At 71.5% G+C, this 17,050-nt stretch carries 10 protein-coding genes; 4 read left to right on the forward strand and 6 right to left on the reverse strand.

The window, feature by feature from the left end:
* Positions 1-32: 32 nt before the first annotated feature.
* The 6 genes from SSBG_RS24790 to SSBG_RS24815 form a co-directional block, all read right to left on the reverse strand.
* Positions 33-1,304, reverse strand: a complete 1,272-nt coding sequence (locus SSBG_RS24790) for a PAC2 family protein (protein ID WP_008748811.1) — start codon at positions 1,302-1,304, stop codon at positions 33-35.
* A 131-nt stretch (positions 1,305-1,435) separates the two neighbouring features.
* Positions 1,436-2,518, reverse strand: coding sequence for an LLM class flavin-dependent oxidoreductase (locus SSBG_RS24795; protein ID WP_037871908.1), 1,083 nt, complete (start codon positions 2,516-2,518; stop codon positions 1,436-1,438).
* A gap of 152 nt (positions 2,519-2,670) precedes the next feature.
* Complete coding sequence (locus tag SSBG_RS24800) at positions 2,671-4,284, reverse strand: glycerol-3-phosphate dehydrogenase/oxidase (RefSeq protein WP_008748813.1); 1,614 nt, start codon at positions 4,282-4,284, stop codon at positions 2,671-2,673.
* Positions 4,285-4,454: 170 nt separating this feature from the next.
* Complete coding sequence (gene glpK, locus SSBG_RS24805; RefSeq protein WP_008748814.1) at positions 4,455-6,005, reverse strand: glycerol kinase GlpK; 1,551 nt, start codon at positions 6,003-6,005, stop codon at positions 4,455-4,457.
* Between the two features lie 97 nt (positions 6,006-6,102).
* Positions 6,103-6,903 (reverse strand): MIP/aquaporin family protein, encoded by an 801-nt coding sequence (locus tag SSBG_RS24810; RefSeq protein ID WP_008748815.1) that lies wholly within the window; start codon positions 6,901-6,903, stop codon positions 6,103-6,105.
* Between the two features lie 447 nt (positions 6,904-7,350).
* The gene (locus SSBG_RS24815; RefSeq protein ID WP_008748816.1) at positions 7,351-8,115 is read right to left on the reverse strand and encodes an IclR family transcriptional regulator; all 765 of its coding nucleotides are present in this window, start codon (positions 8,113-8,115) and stop codon (positions 7,351-7,353) included.
* A 330-nt stretch (positions 8,116-8,445) separates the two neighbouring features.
* On the opposite strand from SSBG_RS24815, the gene metH reads away from it, so the two are divergent.
* From metH to SSBG_RS24835, 4 genes are all read left to right on the forward strand, one after another.
* Positions 8,446-11,961, forward strand: a complete 3,516-nt coding sequence (gene metH / locus SSBG_RS24820; protein WP_008748817.1) for a methionine synthase — start codon at positions 8,446-8,448, stop codon at positions 11,959-11,961.
* Between the two features lie 204 nt (positions 11,962-12,165).
* Positions 12,166-12,861: an HAD family hydrolase gene (locus SSBG_RS24825; protein WP_008748818.1), complete on the forward strand. Its 696-nt coding sequence runs from the start codon at positions 12,166-12,168 to the stop codon at positions 12,859-12,861.
* A gap of 458 nt (positions 12,862-13,319) precedes the next feature.
* Entirely contained in the window at positions 13,320-14,924 is a 1,605-nt protein-coding gene (locus tag SSBG_RS24830) for an ABC transporter substrate-binding protein (protein WP_008748819.1), read from the forward strand.
* A 488-nt stretch (positions 14,925-15,412) separates the two neighbouring features.
* Positions 15,413-17,011, forward strand: a complete 1,599-nt coding sequence (locus tag SSBG_RS24835; protein ID WP_008748820.1) for an ABC transporter substrate-binding protein — start codon at positions 15,413-15,415, stop codon at positions 17,009-17,011.
* Positions 17,012-17,050: the final 39 nt, after the last annotated feature.

Raw genomic sequence — 17,050 nt, forward strand, 5'->3', positions numbered from 1 at the left:
CGCGAGGGGCGGGGCCCCGCGAGCGTCCGGGCTCAGTCCCCGCCCGGCCCGTCCTCGTCCGGTCGCCGCTTAGCGCCCTCCCCGGAGGACTCGGCCGCGTCCGAACCGGCCGTGCCGGACTCGGGCCCGGCGGTTTCCGGCCCGTCCGACCCGGGCCCGGCAGACTCGGAACCTGCGGACTCGGGCCCGCCGGATTCGGAACCTGCGGATTCAGGCTCGGCGGAATCCGGACGCGTGCCCTCCGCCCCGCTGGAACCAGGGCCCCCGGCCTCGGGTCCGGGGGTTTCCTCCCCCGGCTTCCCGTCCTTCTCGTCCTTCCCGTTCCCCTCCCGCGGCTTCGGCTCCTCCGCCCGCCCCGGCCGCGCGGAGCGCGCCCGGTCGCTGCCGAGGCCCGTCTCGCGCCCGAAGCCGCCGGGCCCGCCGGGACCGCCCGCGGTGCCCGGGCCGCCGCCCGGACCCGTACCCGGCTCCCTGCGCCGCAGGTACCGCTCGAACTCGCGCGCGATCGCCTCGCCGCTCGCCTCGGGCAGCTCCGCCGTGTCCCGCGCCTCCTCCAGCGACTGCACGTACTCCGCGACCTCGCTGTCCTCGGCCGCGAGCTGGTCGACGCCGAGCTGCCAGGCCCGCGCGTCCTCCACCAGCTCGCCGAGCGGCACCCGCAGGTCGAGCAGGTCCTCCAGGCGGTTGAGGAGGGCGAGCGCCGCCTTCGGGTTCGGCGGCTGCGAGACGTAGTGCGGTACGGCGGCCCACAGGCTCACCGCCGGGACCCCGGCGTGGGTGCACGCCTCCTGGAGGATGCCGACGATGCCCGTGGGGCCCTCGTACTTCGACTCCTCCAGGTCCATCGTGCGCGCCAGATCGGGATCGGAGGTGACCCCGCTCACCGGCACCGGACGCGTGTGCGGCGTGTCGCCCAGGAGGGCGCCCAGCACCACGACCATCTCGACGCCCAGCTCGTGCGCGAAGCCCAGCAGCTCGTTGCAGAACGAACGCCAGCGCATCGAGGGCTCGATGCCCCGCACGAGCACCAGGTCGCGCGGGCGTTCCCCCGTGATCCGGACGACGGAGAGCCTGGTGGTGGGCCAGGTGATCTTCCGGGCGCCGTCCTCCACGAAGACGGTCGGCCGGTTGACCTGGAAGTCGTAGTAGTCCTCCGCGTCCAGCGCCGCGAAGACCTCGCCCTTCCACTCCTGCTCCAAGTGCGCGACCGCGCTGGAGGCGGCGTCGCCGGCGTCGTTCCAGCCCTCGAACGCGGCCACCATGATGGGGTCGATCAGCTCGGGGACCCCTTCGAGCTCGATCACCCACCGCCTCCTTCGGACGTGTTCCCAGACATACGCCCCACCTTACGGCGTGAGCGGGGGACCACCGCGGTCCCCTCACCTCGCAGTCCCCTGCGCGGAGAACGCCCGATCACTGCCCCGCACACCCCGGCTTACTCCTCCCCGCCCGTCCCGCTCTCCTCCCACAGCGTGGTCGGCGCCTCGCGGCGCACGACGGGCAGCACCTCCTCGGCGAAGCGCTGCAACAGCTCCAGCTGCTCCCCGCGCGCGAGCCCGAAATTGTCCACGCTGATCGACTGGAGGTCGTGCCGGTAGGAGGCGTGGAAGCCGAGCAGCTTGTCGATGACCTGCTGCGGCGAGCCGATGAGCTGCGGTCCTTCCGCGATGGCCTCCTCGATCGTCGCGAACGGCGTGTTGTAGCCGGCCTTCCCCGCGAGGTGCGGCCGGAAGTTGCGCCGCACGGACGCCTCGTACAGCTCGCGGTAGCGGCTGATCGCCTCCTCGGCCGTGTTCGCGAGGAGCAGACCGCCGGAACCGGCCGCCACGCGGGCCCTCGCCGGGTCGTGCCCGTAGGAGGCGAACCGCTCGCGGTAGTGATCCACGAGACGTACGTACGCCTCGCGCGGCTGGATCGCGTTGGCGGTGAAGAGCGGGTCGCCGTAGCGCGCCGCCAGCTCCGTCGAACGGGGGCTGGTGGCCGAGCCGTGCCAGACGGGGGGCGGCCCGGCGAAGGGGCGCGGCACGGTCGTGACGTTCTTGAGCGGCGGCCTGGACTCGCCCTCCCAGTCGACGCCCTCCTCGCGCCACAGGCGCCGCAACAGCGCGTACTTCTCCGCCTGGAGGTCCCACTGGCGCTCCCCGTCCAGGCCGTAGAGCGAGAAGTGCCCGGCCTCCGCGCCCTTGCCGACGACGAGTTCGAGGCGGCCGGCGGCGAGCTGGTCGAGCGTCGCGTAGTCCTCGGCGACCCGCACCGGGTCGAGGATCGCGAGGACGGTGACGCCGGTGAGCAGCTTGATCCGCCGCGTCCGGGCGGCTATCGCGCCCAGCACGACGGTGGGCGACGAGGACAGGAAGGCGCCGGCGTGCCGCTCGCCGACCGCGAACGCGTCGAAGCCGAGCGTCTCGGCCGCCTCGGCGAGCGCGAGGACGTCCCCGAACCGCTCGGCCGCGGAAGGCACCGCGGAGGTGAGCGGGTGGGGCGCGTGCTGGATGAGGCTGAGTACCTGAAACTTCATGACGACCACTGTGCGCGGCGAGTGTTGCGGCACTGTGGCGGCGGTACGAAGGCGGCGGGGCCGCACGCGCGGGGGCGGGGCGGCCGCCTCCGCGCGTACCGCCCCGCCCCTTCACGTACCGCCCCTCACCCGCCCGCGCGGGCCGTCGCGGCTCAGCTCTCGCGTTCCGCGAGGACCTTCGCGACCCGCTCGCGCAGCGCGTCGTCCGTGAGGCCGCGGATCGTCAGCGTCGTACGGCGGCGCAGCACGTCGTCCGGGGTCTCGGCCCACTCGTGGTCGCGGGCCCACACCACCTGCGCCCAGATCTCGGGGGCCTCCGGGTGGACGCGCTCGCCCAGCTCCGGGTGCTCGTTGGCGAGGCGCGCGATGTCGAAGGCGAGGGAGCCGTAGTGCGTGGCGAGGTGGTGCGCGGTGTCGGCGGCCATCTCGGTGCCCGCGCCCTGGTGGTCGACCAGGAGCCGGTGCTTGACGGCGAGCGGGTTGGCGACACCCGGCAGCGGCATCTTCGACGGCAGCTCCGAGATGGGCTCCATGTCGTCGCCCAGCGGGTGCCCGGGCAGCGAGGCGAGCTTGTTCATGACCGTGCGCCCGATGTGCCGGAACGTCGTCCACTTGCCGCCCGCCACGGAGAGCATCCCGCCCTTGCCCTCGGTCACGACCGTCTCGCGCTTCGCCTTCGAGGTGTCGCCCGGACCGCCGGGGAGCACGCGCAGGCCGGCGAAGGAGTACGTGATGAGCGAGCGGTCGAGCTGCTGGTCGCGCACCGAGAAGGCGGCCTCGTCGAGGATCTGCGTGATGTCCTTGTCGTTGACGGCGACATCGGCCGGGTCGCCCTCGTACTCCTCGTCGGTCGTGCCGAGCAGCAGCATGTCCTCCCAGGGGAGGGCGAAGGTGATGCGGTACTTGTCGATCGGGGTCGCGAGCGCCGCGTTCCACGGCGAGGTGCGCTTGAGGACGAGGTGCGCGCCCTTGGAGAGGCGCACCGAGGGGGCCGCGTGCGGGTCCTCCATCCGGCGCAGGTGGTCCACCCACGGGCCGGTCGCGTTCAGGACGAGACGCGCGTTCACGCCGAACTCGGTGCCGTCGGTGCCGTCCTTGAGCTCGGCGCCCGTGACGCGCCCGTTGGTGAAGCGCAGCCCGGTGACGGCCGCGTGGTTGAGGACCACGGCCCCGGCCTCGACGGCGGCGCGGACGGTCATGACCGCCATGCGCGCGTCGTTCATCTGGTCGTCGCCGTAGACCGCGACGGCCTTGAGGTTCTCGGTGCGCAGCTCGGGCACGTCGCGCTGGGCGCGGGCGGGGGAGAGGAGGTGCCCGACCCCGTCGCCGAAGGCGGAGAGCGCCGAGTAGGCGAAGACGCCGGCGCCGAGCTTCGCGGCGCCGTGCGGGCCGCCCTTGTAGACGGGCAGGTAGAAGGTGAGCGGGTTGGCGAGGTGCGGGGCGACCTGCCGCGAGACCGCGCGCCGCTCGAAGTGGTTCTCGGCGACGAGCTTGACGGCCCCCGTCTGGAGGTAGCGCAGCCCGCCGTGGAGCAGCTTGGACGAGGCCGAGGAGGTGGCGCCCGCGAAGTCGCCGCTGTCGACGAGGGCGACCCGCAGCCCGGACTGCGCGGCGTGCCAGGCGGTGGAGATGCCCAGGATGCCGCCGCCGATCACCAGGAGGTCGTAGCTCGCGCGGGCGAGCTGTTCGCGGGTCTCGGCGCGGCTCGGCCCGGTCCCCGTGGCCGGGTGGGTCCCGAGGCTCGGCAGGTGCTGGACGGTGGTCATGTCGTGCTCCTCGTCATGCGTTCCGGAGGTGGTCGCCGGGCGCGCCTTCTGGGCGGGGGACCGGCGGCGCCCTCCGGAGATCCGGGTCGGTCCCGGAGGGGGCCGGGGAGGGGACCGGGAGGGCGCGGCTTCTTCCTCCGCGCCCGCCCCGGTCCCCGGCCCGGTGGGGGTCAGCTCTCTTCGTCGTCCAGCCAGCCCATGGTGCGCTGGACGGCCTTGCGCCACTTCTTGTACTCGGCCTCGCGGGTCTCCTCGGGCATCTTGGGCGTCCACTCCGCCGCCCGCCGCCAGTTGGCCCGCAGTTCCTCGACGTCGTTCCAGAAACCGACCGCGAGACCGGCCGCGTACGCCGCGCCCAGACACGTGGTCTCGGCGACCATCGGCCGCACCACGGGCGCGTCGAGCACGTCCGAGAGGGTCTGCATCAGCAGGTTGTTCGAGGTCATGCCGCCGTCCACCTTGAGGGCGGTCAGCTCGACCCCGGAGTCCTTGTTCATCGCGTCCGCGATCTCCCTGGTCTGCCACGCGGTGGCCTCCAGGACGGCGCGGGCGATGTGCGCCTTCGTCACGTACCGGGTGAGCCCCGCGATCACGCCGCGCGCGTCCGGGCGCCAGTACGGGGCGAAGAGCCCGGAGAAGGCGGGCACGAAGTAGGCGCCGCCGTTGTCCTCGACGGAGGAGGCGAGCGTCTCGATCTCGGCCGCCGAGTTGATGAGGCCCATCTGGTCCCGCATCCACTGCACGAGCGAACCGGTGACCGCGATCGAGCCCTCCAGGGCGTACACCGGCTTCTGCCCGCCGATGCGGTAGCCGACCGTGGTGAGCAGCCCGCTGTAGGAGTTGATCGCCGTCGTGCCGGTGTTGATCAGCATGAAGGTGCCGGTGCCGTACGTGGACTTCGCCTCGCCCTCGGCGAAGCAGGTCTGGCCGAAGAGCGCGGCCTGCTGGTCGCCGAGCGCCGAGGCGACCGGGATGCCGCCGAGCACGTCCCCGAGCAGCCCGCCCTTGACCTCGCCGTAGACCTCGGCGGAGGAGCGGATCTCGGGGAGCACCGACTTCGGCACACCGATCGAGGCGCAGATCTTGTCGTCCCACTCCAGCGTGCGCAGGTTCATCAGGAGGGTGCGCGAGGCGTTGGTGACGTCGGTGACGTGCACGCCGCCGTTGACGCCGCCGGTCAGGTTCCAGATGACCCAGGAGTCCATCGTGCCGAAGAGCAGGTCGCCCCGGTCGGCGCGCTCCTGGAGCCCGTCCACGTTGTCGAGCAGCCAGCGGATCTTCGGGCCCGCGAAGTACGAGGAGAGCGGCAGGCCCGTCTCGCGGCGGAAACGGTCCGCGCCGACGTTGCGCCCCAGCTCCTTGCAGAGCGCGTCGGTGCGGGTGTCCTGCCAGACGATCGCGTGGTGCACCGGCTCGCCGGTGTGCCGGTCCCACAGCATCGTGGTCTCGCGCTGGTTGGTGATGCCGATCGCCTTGACGTCGGCCTTGGTGATCCCGGCCTTGCGGATCGCCCCGGCGACGACCTCCTGCACGTTGTCCCAGATCTCGGAGGCGTCGTGCTCGACCCAGCCCGGCTTCGGGAGGATCTGCTCGTGCTCCTTCTGGTCGACGGCGACGATCCGGCCGTCGCGGTCGAAGACGATGCAGCGGCTCGACGTGGTGCCCTGGTCGATCGCGGCGATGAAGGGGCCGGTGCCGTGTCCTGTGGTGGGGGTGCTCATGAGTGGCGCTCCTGTTACGTCATACGTCGGTGTACGTCGTGGCCCGGGCGGGGGAGGTGCCGCGCACGGTGTGCGTCCCCGGTCCGGCCGCGGCCTCTCAGGCGAAGGTGATCTTGTAGAGCCCGCCGGCGGCGGCGGCGCCGATCAGCGGCGCGACCACCGGAATCCACGCGTACCCCCAGTCCGAGCCGCCCTTGTTCCGCAGCGGCAGCAGCGAGTGGATGATGCGCGGCCCGAGGTCTCGTACCGGGTTGATGGCGTACCCCGTGGGACCACCGAGCGAGAGGCCGATGGCCGTCACGACGAAGGCGGTGATGAGCACGCCGAGGGCGCCGAGTCCGTTGCCGTTGTCGTTGAGGCCCTGCGTGAGGATGGCGAAGACCAGCACGAAGGTCGCGATGATCTCGGTCGCGACGTTCTGCACGACGTTGCGGATCTCCGGGCCGGTGGAGAAGACACCGAGGACCGGGCCCGCCTTGGGGGAGGCGTGCTTCTCGATGTCCACGAGCCCTTCGTCGCCCTTCGGGCCGGGGCCCACGAACTCGGGGTCGGAGAGGTGGGCCTTGAACTGCCCGTAGTAGGCGCACCAGACGAGCACCGCGCCGATCATGGCGCCGAGCAGCTGGGAGCCCATGTACAGGGGTACGTCGCTCCACTTGGTGCCGCCCTGGATCGCGAGCCCCAGCGTGACCGCCGGGTTGAGGTGGGCCCCGGAGGGCCCGCTCGCGATGTAGGCGCCCGTGAGCACCGCGAACCCCCAGCCGAAGGCGATGGCGACCCAGCCCGCGTCGAACGCCTTCGACTTCTTGAAGGTGATGGCGGCGACCACGCCACCGCCGAGGAGGATCAGTACGGCGGTACCGATGGTCTCGCCGTAGAAAATGTCGAGGTTGGACACCAGCGACTCCTTTGTCCTTCGTCCAGGGGTGGCGAACCCCTTCTCCCCGGGGGGTGGGCCACCTCCCGCAAGGAGGGGCGCTGCCTGCCCGTGGCGTCTGGCCACCCTAACGCTGATTCTCGTCAACTGTTCGACAATGCCGACCAATGACCGGCAGTTTTCTCCGCAGTCCGCACCTCGTCAACCCTCCTGCGCGCTGGATCGCGGGCCACTCGCCACCTCAGTGTGGTGTGCGACACAGCGTCCGGCGAGTGGGCGGGCGACCCGCCCGCGCCGATACACGTTGATTGCCCGTGTACGCGAAGGAAGCGCCCCGCCCCGCGGCGGAACCGCGCGTGTGGCGAACGGGTGACGGCGAGGGCGGCGCGCCCCCGCTCGGAAGCCGCCTGGGGTCGTCCGGAAGCCGCTTGGGGCCGCCCGGGAGCCGCTTGGCCGCCCGGAAGCCGCCTAGAAGCGGGCCGCGCCCAGGTCGCGGGAGACGGAGCGGGCGCATTCGCGCACCGCGGCGATCAGCTCGGGGCGCAGGCTGCCGTCCGGGCACAGTCGCTCGACCGCGCCCGTGACGGCGACCGCGCCGACGGGCAGGGCGCGGCGGTCGTGGATCGGGGCGGCCACCGAGGTCACGCCCTCCCACGTCTCCTCCAGGTCGGCGGCCCAGCCCCGCTTGCGGGTCTCCTCCAGGGCCGCGGTGAACTCCTCCGCGCCCGTCACCGTGCGCGCGGTGAAGGGCTTGCGCGCGTTCTCCAGCGCCTCGCTGCGGGCCACCGGGTCGAAGGCGCACAGGACCTTGCCGAGCCCGGTGGAGTGCAGCGGCTGCATCGCGCCCACCTCCAGGACCTGCCGGCTGTCGTCGGGCCGGAAGACGTGGTGCACCACGAGGACCCCGCCCAGGTGCAGCACCCCCAGGTGCACGCTCTCGCCGCTGGAACGCGCGAGGTCGTCGGCCCACACGAGAGCCCTGGCGCGCAGTTCGTGCACGTCCAGGTAGCTGTTCCCGAGCCGCAGCAGCTCGGCGCCGAGCTGGTACCGGCCCGAGGCCGCGTCCTGCTCCACGAAACCCTCCGCCTGGAGCGTGCGCAGGATGCCGTGCGCGGTGCCCTTGGCGAGCCCGAGGGTCGCGGAGATGTCCGACAGGCCCAGCCGCCGCTCGCCGCCCGCGAGCAGGCGCAGCATCGCCGCGGCCCGCTCCAGCGACTGGATGTTCTTCGCCATCGCCCGGTCTCTCCTCAGCTCTCCCAGTGCGCACCCATGATCCCGCACATCGCGCGCCCTCATCGGTCGGCCATGCTGAACATCATGCGCCTATGCCGAAGGATCGTCACGGAGCCCGCCGCCGTGTCCGCCCTCGCCGGCACCCGGGAACCGGGCTCCTCGGCGTACCCGGAGCGCTCCGCGCGACCTCTCCCGGGCGGGGCCCCGTGACGTCCACCCGGTGGAACGCTCCGACGCGCGAAAGGCCCGGCCCGTTAGGCTGCCCCCATGCGCGCCGCCCCGCAGGGGCACCGCAAAGCCGACAGCCGTCGCACCTCAGGGAGCACACCCATGGCCCACCCGTCCCCCGCAGCCGCCGACGCGACAGCCCGCGTCACCGCCCTTCGCGAAGCCCTCGTCTCCCGCGTGGTCGTCGCCGACGGAGCGATGGGAACGATGCTCCAGGCGCAGAACCCGACGCTGGAGGACTTCCAGGACCTGGAGGGCTGCAACGAAGTCCTCAACGCCACGCGGCCCGACATCGTCCGCTCCGTGCACGAGGCGTACTTCGACGTCGGCGTCGACTGCGTCGAGACCAACACCTTCGGCGCCAACCACTCCGCCTTCGGCGAGTACGAGATCGCCGACCGCATCCACGAGCTGTCCGAGGCCGGCGCCCGTCTCGCCCGCGAGACCGCCGACAGCTACACGGCCCGTGACGGCCGCACCCGCTGGGTCCTCGGCTCGATCGGCCCCGGCACCAAGCTGCCGACGCTCGGCCACCTCCCGTACGGCGTCCTGCGCGACGGTTTCCAGCAGAACGCCGAGGGCCTGCTCGCCGGCGGCGCCGACGCGCTCATCGTGGAGACGACGCAGGACCTCCTCCAGACCAAGGCATCGGTCCTCGGCGCCCGCCGCGCGCTCGACGCGCTCGGCGCCGACGTCCCGCTCATCGTCTCGCTCGCCTTCGAGACGACCGGCACGATGCTCCTGGGCTCCGAGATCGGCGCCGCGCTCACCGCGCTGGAACCCCTCGGCATCGACCTCATCGGCCTCAACTGCTCGACCGGGCCCGCCGAGATGAGCGAGCACCTGCGCTACCTCGCCAAGCACTCCCGCATCCCGCTCACGTGTATGCCCAACGCGGGCCTGCCCGTCCTCACCAAGGACGGGGCGCACTTCCCGCTCACCGCCCCCGAGATGGCGGACTGGCAGGAGAGCTTCGTCAACGACTACCACCTCTCGCTCGTCGGCGGCTGCTGCGGCTCCACGCCCGAGCACCTGCGGCAGGTCGTGGAGCGGGTACGGGGCATGGCACCGGGCACCCGCGAGCCCCGGCCGGAGCCGGGCGCCGCCTCGCTCTACCAGACGGTCCCCTTCCGCCAGGAAACCTCCTACCTCGCGATCGGCGAGCGCACGAACGCCAACGGCTCGAAGAAGTTCCGCGAGGCCATGCTGGAGGGCCGCTGGGACGACTGCGTGGAGATGGCGCGCGAGCAGATCCGCGAGGGCGCGCACATGCTCGACCTCTGCGTCGACTACGTCGGCCGCGACGGAGTCGCCGACATGCGCGAGCTGGCCGGGCGCTTCGCGACCGCGTCCACGCTCCCGCTCGTCCTCGACTCCACCGAGGTGGACGTCCTGGAGGCCGGGCTCGAAATGCTCGGCGGCCGGGCCGTCATCAACTCCGTCAACTACGAGGACGGGGACGGCCCCGAGTCCCGCTTCGCGAAGGTCACCGCGCTCGCCCGCGAGCACGGCGCCGCCCTCATCGCCCTCACCATCGACGAGGAGGGCCAGGCCCGCACCGTCGAGAACAAGGTCGCCGTCGCCGAGCGTCTCATCGCGGACCTCACCGGCAACTGGGGCATCCACGAGTCGGACATCCTGGTCGACTGCCTCACCTTCACCATCTGCACCGGGCAGGAGGAGTCCCGCAAGGACGGCATCGCGACGATCGAGGCGATCCGCGAGCTCAAGCGGCGCCACCCCGACGTGCAGACCACGCTCGGCCTCTCCAACATCTCCTTCGGCCTCAACCCGGCCGCGCGCATCCTCCTGAACTCCGTCTTCCTGGACGAGTGCGTCAAGGCGGGACTCGACTCGGCGATCGTGCACGCGAGCAAGATCCTGCCGATCGCCCGGTTCAGCGAGGAGGAGGTCGCCACCGCCCTCGACCTCGTGTACGACCGCCGTGCCGAGGGCTACGACCCGCTCCAGAAGCTCATGCGGCTCTTCGAGGGCGCGACGGCCAAGTCCCTCAAGGCGGGCAAGGCCGAGGAACTCGCCGCGCTGCCGCTCGACGAGCGCCTCAAGCGCCGCATCATCGACGGCGAGCGCAACGGCCTCGAAGCCGACCTCGACGAGGCCCTCCAGACCCGGCCCGCGCTCGACATCGTCAACGCGACGCTCCTCGACGGCATGAAGGTCGTCGGCGAGCTGTTCGGCTCCGGGCAGATGCAGCTTCCCTTCGTGCTCCAGTCCGCCGAGGTCATGAAGACCGCGGTCGCCCACCTGGAACCGCACATGGAGAAGTCCGACGCCGAGGGCAAGGGCACCATCGTGCTGGCCACGGTGCGCGGCGACGTCCACGACATCGGCAAGAACCTCGTGGACATCATCCTGTCCAACAACGGCTACAACGTCGTCAACCTCGGCATCAAGCAGCCCGTCTCCGCGATCCTGGAGGCTGCCGAGGAGCACCGCGCCGACGTCATCGGCATGTCGGGTCTCCTCGTCAAGTCCACGGTGATCATGAAGGAGAACCTCCAGGAGCTGAACCAGCGCGGCATGGCGACCGACTACCCCGTCATCCTCGGCGGTGCCGCCCTCACCCGCGCCTACGTCGAGCAGGACCTGCACGAGATCTACGAGGGAGAGGTGCGCTACGCCCGCGACGCCTTCGAGGGGCTGCGCCTCATGGACGCCCTGATCGGCGTCAAGCGCGGGGTGCCGGGGGTGACGCTGCCCGAGCTCAAGCAGCGGCGCGTACGGCCCACCGCGAGCGCCGTCGTCACGGAACTCGCCGAGGAGGAGGGGCAGGTCCGCTCCGACGTCGCGACCGACAACCCCGTCCCGGCCCCGCCCTTCTGGGGCAGCCGCGTCGTCAAGGGCATCCCGCTCAAGGACTACGCCTCCTGGCTCGACGAGGGCGCGCTCTTCAAGGGCCAGTGGGGCCTCAAGCAGAACCGCAAGGGAGAGGGCCCCGGCTACGAGGAACTGGCCGAGACCGAGGGCCGCCCGCGCCTGCGCGGCTGGCTGGACCACCTCCAGACCGAGAACCTCCTGGAAGCCGCCGTGGTTTACGGCTACTTCCCCTGTGTCTCCAAGGGCGACGACCTCATCCTGCTGGGGGAGGACGGCTCCGAGCGCACCCGCTTCACCTTCCCCCGCCAGCGGCGCGGACGGCGCCTGTGCCTCGCGGACTTCTTCCGCCCCGAGGAGTCCGGCGAGACCGACGTCATCGGTCTCCAGGTCGTCACCGTCGGCTCCCGCGTCGGCGAGGCCACGGGAAAGCTCTTCGCCGCCGACGCCTACCGCGACTACCTCGAACTGCACGGCCTCTCCGTGCAGCTCGCCGAGGCCCTGGCCGAGTACTGGCACGCCCGCGTGCGCGCCGAGCTGGGCTTCGCCGGCGAGGACCCGGCGGACGTCGAGGACATGTTCGCGCTCAAGTACCGGGGCGCCCGCTTCTCGCTCGGCTACGGCGCCTGCCCGAACCTGGAGGACCGCGCGAAGATCGCGGCCCTCCTGGAGCCCGAGCGCATCGGTGTCCAGCTCAGCGAGGAGTTCCAGCTCCACCCCGAACAGTCCACCGACGCCCTCGTCATCCACCACCCCGAGGCGAAGTACTTCAACGCCCGCTGAGGGGGACGTGGGGGAGGGCCCCCGCGGCGGTCGAGGAGCGGGGCCGGGGCGTCGGGGCGGAGTCCCGGAAACGGGGGCGGGGCAGGGGGCGGGCACGTCCGGGCGGGCGCGTCCGGGCGGAGCCCCCGCTCCCGCCCGATGGCCCCGCCCCCCGTGCCGACGTAGACTGACCGGCCCTGCTGGCACCCCACGGAGGTTCGCCGGATGACGAGCACGATCCCCACCACCGCCCTCCTCACCGGCCGCGCCGAGCCGCTCGCGGCCGTCCTGCTCGACATGGACGGCACGCTGCTCGACACCGAGGGCCTGTGGTGGGAGGCCGAGGTCGCGGTCTTCGCGCGCCTGGGCCACCGGCTCGACGACTCCTGGCGCGGCGTCGTGGTGGGCGGCCCCATGACCCGCAGCGCCGGATACCTCATCGAGGCCACGGGCGCCGCCATCGCCCTGGAGGAGCTGAGCGGCCTGCTCAACGACGCCTTCGAGGAGCGCATCGCCCGCGATCTGCCGCTCATGCCCGGCGCGGCCCGCCTGCTCGGCGAGCTCCACTCCGCCCGCGTCCCCACCGCCCTCGTCTCCGCCTCGCACCGCCGCATCATCGACCGCGCCCTGCCCGCGCTCGGCACCCACCACTTCGCGCACACCGTCGCGGGCGACGAGGTGACCCGTACGAAGCCCCATCCCGAGCCCTACCTGCACGCCGCCCGCAGGCTCGGCGTGGACCCCGCCAGGTGCCTCGTGATCGAGGACACCGCGACCGGGGTCGCCTCCGCCGAGGCGGCAGGCTGCCGGGTCCTCGCGGTGCCCTCCGTGACCCCCATCCCGGCCGCGACGCGGCGCACCGTGGTCTCCTCGCTCGACTCCGTGGACCTGGGCTTCCTGCGCGGCCTCTGCGCGGGCTGAGCACCGGTCTCAGGGAGCGGACGGCCGGACCGGTGAGCGGACGGCGACGGCGGGCACGGCACGTGACTGCCGGACCCCGGAAAGCGCGGGCGTCCCGAGAGGGCCGCTTGCCCCATTCGCGCGTCATGCGGTGAGCTTTCTCACTTCGTCGTCCCATCGACAGTGCACACGCTCTGTGCATGTGTCCGCTATCCGGAGCGCCGGCGCGCGTCCTTGTGTCCCCATTTGGTGATCCTTCGGCGAAACCTCACTCGGCCGGAGCTCCGGACCGCTCACACCCCGTTCCCCTGCGTGTTCCCCCCGCCCGCCGCCGGCGTCCGACCGACCGTCAAGGGCCGGTGCGGGGAGCATTAATCTCGACGCGGGACACGACGGTGTTACTTCTCGCACAAACCCGGCGGGGCCGCGCACATCCCTGCGCCCGGCCCGGGGGCCGACAGCTCTGGAGAAATACGCGCATGAACCGCAAGACTTGGGTGCTGCCCGTCGCCATCGGCGTGCTCGCCCCCGTGCTCGCCGGCTGCGGCGACTCGGGCGGTGGCGACGGCGGTGGCAAACCCATCGTGGTCGGCACCACCGACGTGTACGCCAAGAGCGCCGACGCCCCCTCGTCGCTCGACCCGGCCTACGCCTACGACAGCGCCCTGTGGAACGTGCTCCGCCAGACGCTCCAGTCTCTCGTCCGCGTCCCCAGGGGCGGCGGCCAGCCGCAGCCCGACGCGGCCAAGTCCTGCAAATGGGTCGGCAGCGGCGGGACCGTCTACACGTGCGAGATGCGCGACGGGCTCCAGTTCCCCGACGGGACCCGGATCACGTCCAAGGACGTGAAGTACTCGATCCAGCGCGTGCTCGACATCAAGGCCCCCAACGGCGCCGTGGGTCTGCTCTCCGGCATCAAGATGATCGACACCCCGGACGAGAAGCACATCACCTTCCACCTCAGCAGCCCGGACGCGACGCTGCCGTACAAGCTCGCGACGCCCGTCGCGGGCATCGTGGAGAAGAAGTTCTACCCGCCGAAGTCGCTCCGCAAGGGCTTCGTGCTCGACGGCTCGGGGCCCTACATGCTGGAGGCCGAGACCGACAGCAAGGCCATGACGAAGGTGAAGTTCACCAAGAACCCGAAGTACAAGGGTTCGCTGACGGTGAAGAACAGCCGCGTCGACCTCGTCTCCTTCGCCGGCGCACCCGCGCTCGGCGACGCCCTGGAGGGCGGGAAGATCGACGTCATGACCGGGAAGTTCGACCCCTCGCAGGTCGAGTCCCTGCTCGACAACCCGCCCGAGCACGTCCAGTTCATGGAGGAGGCGGGCCTGGAGACGCACTACATCATCTTCGACACGGGCAACCCCGTCATCACCAAGCCGGTCCGCCAGGCCGTGGCGCAGCTCGTCGACCGCGGCGAGATAGCCAGCAAGGTCTACTCGCCGGTCGCCGAGCCGCTCTACTCGCTCGTGCCCGCCACCATCGCGGGGCACACCAACTCCTTCTTCAACCGTTACGGCGACGCGAACGTCGCCAAGGCGAAGACCATCCTGGAGAAGGCCGGGGTCACCACCCCGGTCAAGTTCGACATGTACTACTCCAAGGAGCACTACGGTCCCGCCAAGGAGAAGGAGTACAAGCTCATCCAGAAGCAGCTCAACGGCAGCGGGCTCTTCGACGTGACGCTCAAGGACGTCGCCGACTGGACGAAGTACCGCAAGGACGGGATGGACGGCAAGTACCCCGCCTACACGATGGCGTGGGCGCCCGACTTCCCCGACGCGGACAACTACATCGCCCCGTTCCTCGACGCGGACAACTTCCTCAACTCGCCCTACAACAACAAGGACATCCGCAAGGACCTGATCCCCGCCGAACGGCGCGGCTCGGACCGCGGCGAGGCGACCCCGGACCTGGAGAAGATCCAGGACATCGTCGCCGAGGACGTCCCCGTCGTCCCGATGTGGCAGGGCAAGCAGTACATCGGCGCACGCGACGACATCACCGGTGTCGAGTGGTCCCTCAGCACCTCCACCGACCTCCAGCTCTGGGAGCTGGCCCGCGGCGTGGGCGACTGACCCGGCACCCCGCCGAGCGGCCCCCCGGGAGCCGCCGCACGGCCAACCTTCGTGCACCACACACCGGATGAACCCGCCGGTGGACCAACTCCCGTCCACCGGCCGGACTTCACACCCGGTTCCGCTGTGATCCTTTTCACCGCTCCCCGCGGTCGACAACGGGCGGCGCCTGTGCAGGCGCCGCCGTTCGGCGTGCCCGGGGGCGCCCTTACGTCCCGGTTCATCGGCACGTGCGCGAAAATCTTCCCCGGGCCGCCCGTCACCCCCGGCGACCCCGAGCCGCACTGTGCGGGCGCCCGTCCGAAACCCGGCACGGAGCCCCCCGCCGGGGGTGCGCACTAATGTCGTCGCGAGCACCACGGCGTTACCCCTTCCGCAGCTCCTGGCGCCATCTCTCCGCACGCCCGGCATGTCCGGTGTTCCCCCATGCCCGTACGTCCGCACGTCCACCGGAGACCAGGGGCAGACAGCTCTGGAGAACGACCAGCATGAACCGCAAGACTTGGGTGCTGTCGTCCGTCATCGGCCTGCTCGTCCCCGTGCTCGCCGGGTGCGGCGGACTGACGGGTTCGGACGACAAGGACAAGCCCATCGTGGTGGGCACCTCCGACATCTTCACCGCCGGCAAGAAGATGCCCGCCCCCTTCGACCCGGCCTACGCCTACGACATCTCCTCCTGGAACCTGCTGCGCCAGACGATCCAGTCCCTCATGCGCATCCCGCGCGGCGGCGGCGAGCCGGCCCCCGAAGCCGCTCAGGAATGCTCCTTCACCGACTCCGGCCAGCAGCGGTTCACCTGCACCCTGCGCCCCGGCCTCCGGTTCGCCAACGGGCACGCCATCACGTCGAAGACCTTCAAGTACTCCATCGAGCGCGTCGTCGCCATCAACGCCGACTCCGGGGTCTCGGGCCTGCTCAACAACATCGACACCATCCAGACGCCGACGCCGCGCGACATCGTCTTCCTGCTCAAGAGCCCCGACGCGACCTTCCCCTACAAGCTCTCCACGCCCACGGCGGGCGCCGTCGATCCCGCGCTCTACCCGCGGAAGCGGCTCCGCGACGGCTTCGTCCTCGACGGCTCGGGCCCCTACTCGCTCAAGCCCGAGACGAAGGGCGGCCTCCTCGCCCGCGCCGTCCTCTCCCGAAACCCCACGTACAAGGGCGGGCTGAGGATCCAGAACGACAAGGTCGAGCTGCGGCCCTTCAAGGACCCGGACCGCCTCGCGGCCGCGCTCGAAAAGGGCGAGATCGACGTCATCGCCAAGGGCCTGACGACCGGCCAGACCTCGAAGTGGACCGCCCGGCCGCCCGCGCACGTCGGCCTCACCGAGATGCCCGCGCTCGAAATCCGCTACCTCGCCTTCGACACCAAGGGCGTCAGCAAGCCGATCCGGCAGGCGATCGCCCACCTCGTCGACCGCGGACAGATCGCCTCCGAGGTCTACGGCACCGCCGCCGAACCCCTCTACTCACTCGTCCCGCAGGGCGTCGCGAGCCACAGCAACTCCTTCTTCAACCTCTACGGCGAGCCGAGCGTCGCCAAGGCGCGCGAAGTCCTGGAGGAGGCCGGGATCACCACCCCCGTCCCGCTCACGCTGCACTACACCACCGACCACTACGGGACGCGCACCAAGGGCGAGTTCGAGGTCCTCAAGAAGCAGCTCAACGCCTCCGGGCTCTTCCGCGCCGAGATCAAGGGCGCTCCCTGGGACGTCCACCGGCCCGACGGCATCGAGGGCAAGTACAAGGTCTACGGGATGGGCTGGTTCCCCGACTTCCCCGACCCGGACAGCTTCATCGCGCCCTTCCTCGGCAAGCCGAACTTCCTCAACTCGCCCTACGACAACAAGCGGATACGCACCGAACTGCTCCCCGAGTCGCGCCGCGCCGCCGACCGCCTCTCGACCGCCAACGGCAGCCTCCAGAAGATCCAGGACATCGTCGCCGAGGAGGTCCCCTTCCTCCCGCTGTGGCAGGGCAAGCAGTACATCGCGGCCCGCGACGACATCACCGGCGTCGAATGGGCGCTCAGCTCCTCCTCGATCCTCCAGCTCTGGGAACTGGACCGGGGCGTCGGCAGCTGAGCCGCCCCGGCGCGCGGCGGCCCCGCGCACACGCGGCGG

The sequence above is a fragment of the Streptomyces sp. SPB074 genome (assembly GCF_000154905.1).
Classification (GTDB): Bacteria; Actinomycetota; Actinomycetes; order Streptomycetales; family Streptomycetaceae; genus Streptomyces.

Excerpts from the sequence above, each read along its gene's own strand:
- SSBG_RS24835 (WP_008748820.1), top strand. The coding sequence starts at position 15,413 with ATGAACCGCAAGACTTGGGTGCTGTCGTCCGTCATCGGCCTGCTCGTC.
- metH (WP_008748817.1), top strand. The coding sequence starts at position 8,446 with ATGGCCCACCCGTCCCCCGCAGCCGCCGACGCGACAGCCCGCGTCACC.
- SSBG_RS24800 (WP_008748813.1), bottom strand. The coding sequence starts at position 4,284 with ATGACCACCGTCCAGCACCTGCCGAGCCTCGGGACCCACCCGGCCACG.
- SSBG_RS24825 (WP_008748818.1), top strand. The coding sequence starts at position 12,166 with ATGACGAGCACGATCCCCACCACCGCCCTCCTCACCGGCCGCGCCGAG.
- glpK (WP_008748814.1), bottom strand. The coding sequence starts at position 6,005 with ATGAGCACCCCCACCACAGGACACGGCACCGGCCCCTTCATCGCCGCG.
- SSBG_RS24795 (WP_037871908.1), bottom strand. The coding sequence starts at position 2,518 with ATGAAGTTTCAGGTACTCAGCCTCATCCAGCACGCGCCCCACCCGCTC.
- SSBG_RS24830 (WP_008748819.1), top strand. The coding sequence starts at position 13,320 with ATGAACCGCAAGACTTGGGTGCTGCCCGTCGCCATCGGCGTGCTCGCC.
- SSBG_RS24815 (WP_008748816.1), bottom strand. The coding sequence starts at position 8,115 with ATGGCGAAGAACATCCAGTCGCTGGAGCGGGCCGCGGCGATGCTGCGC.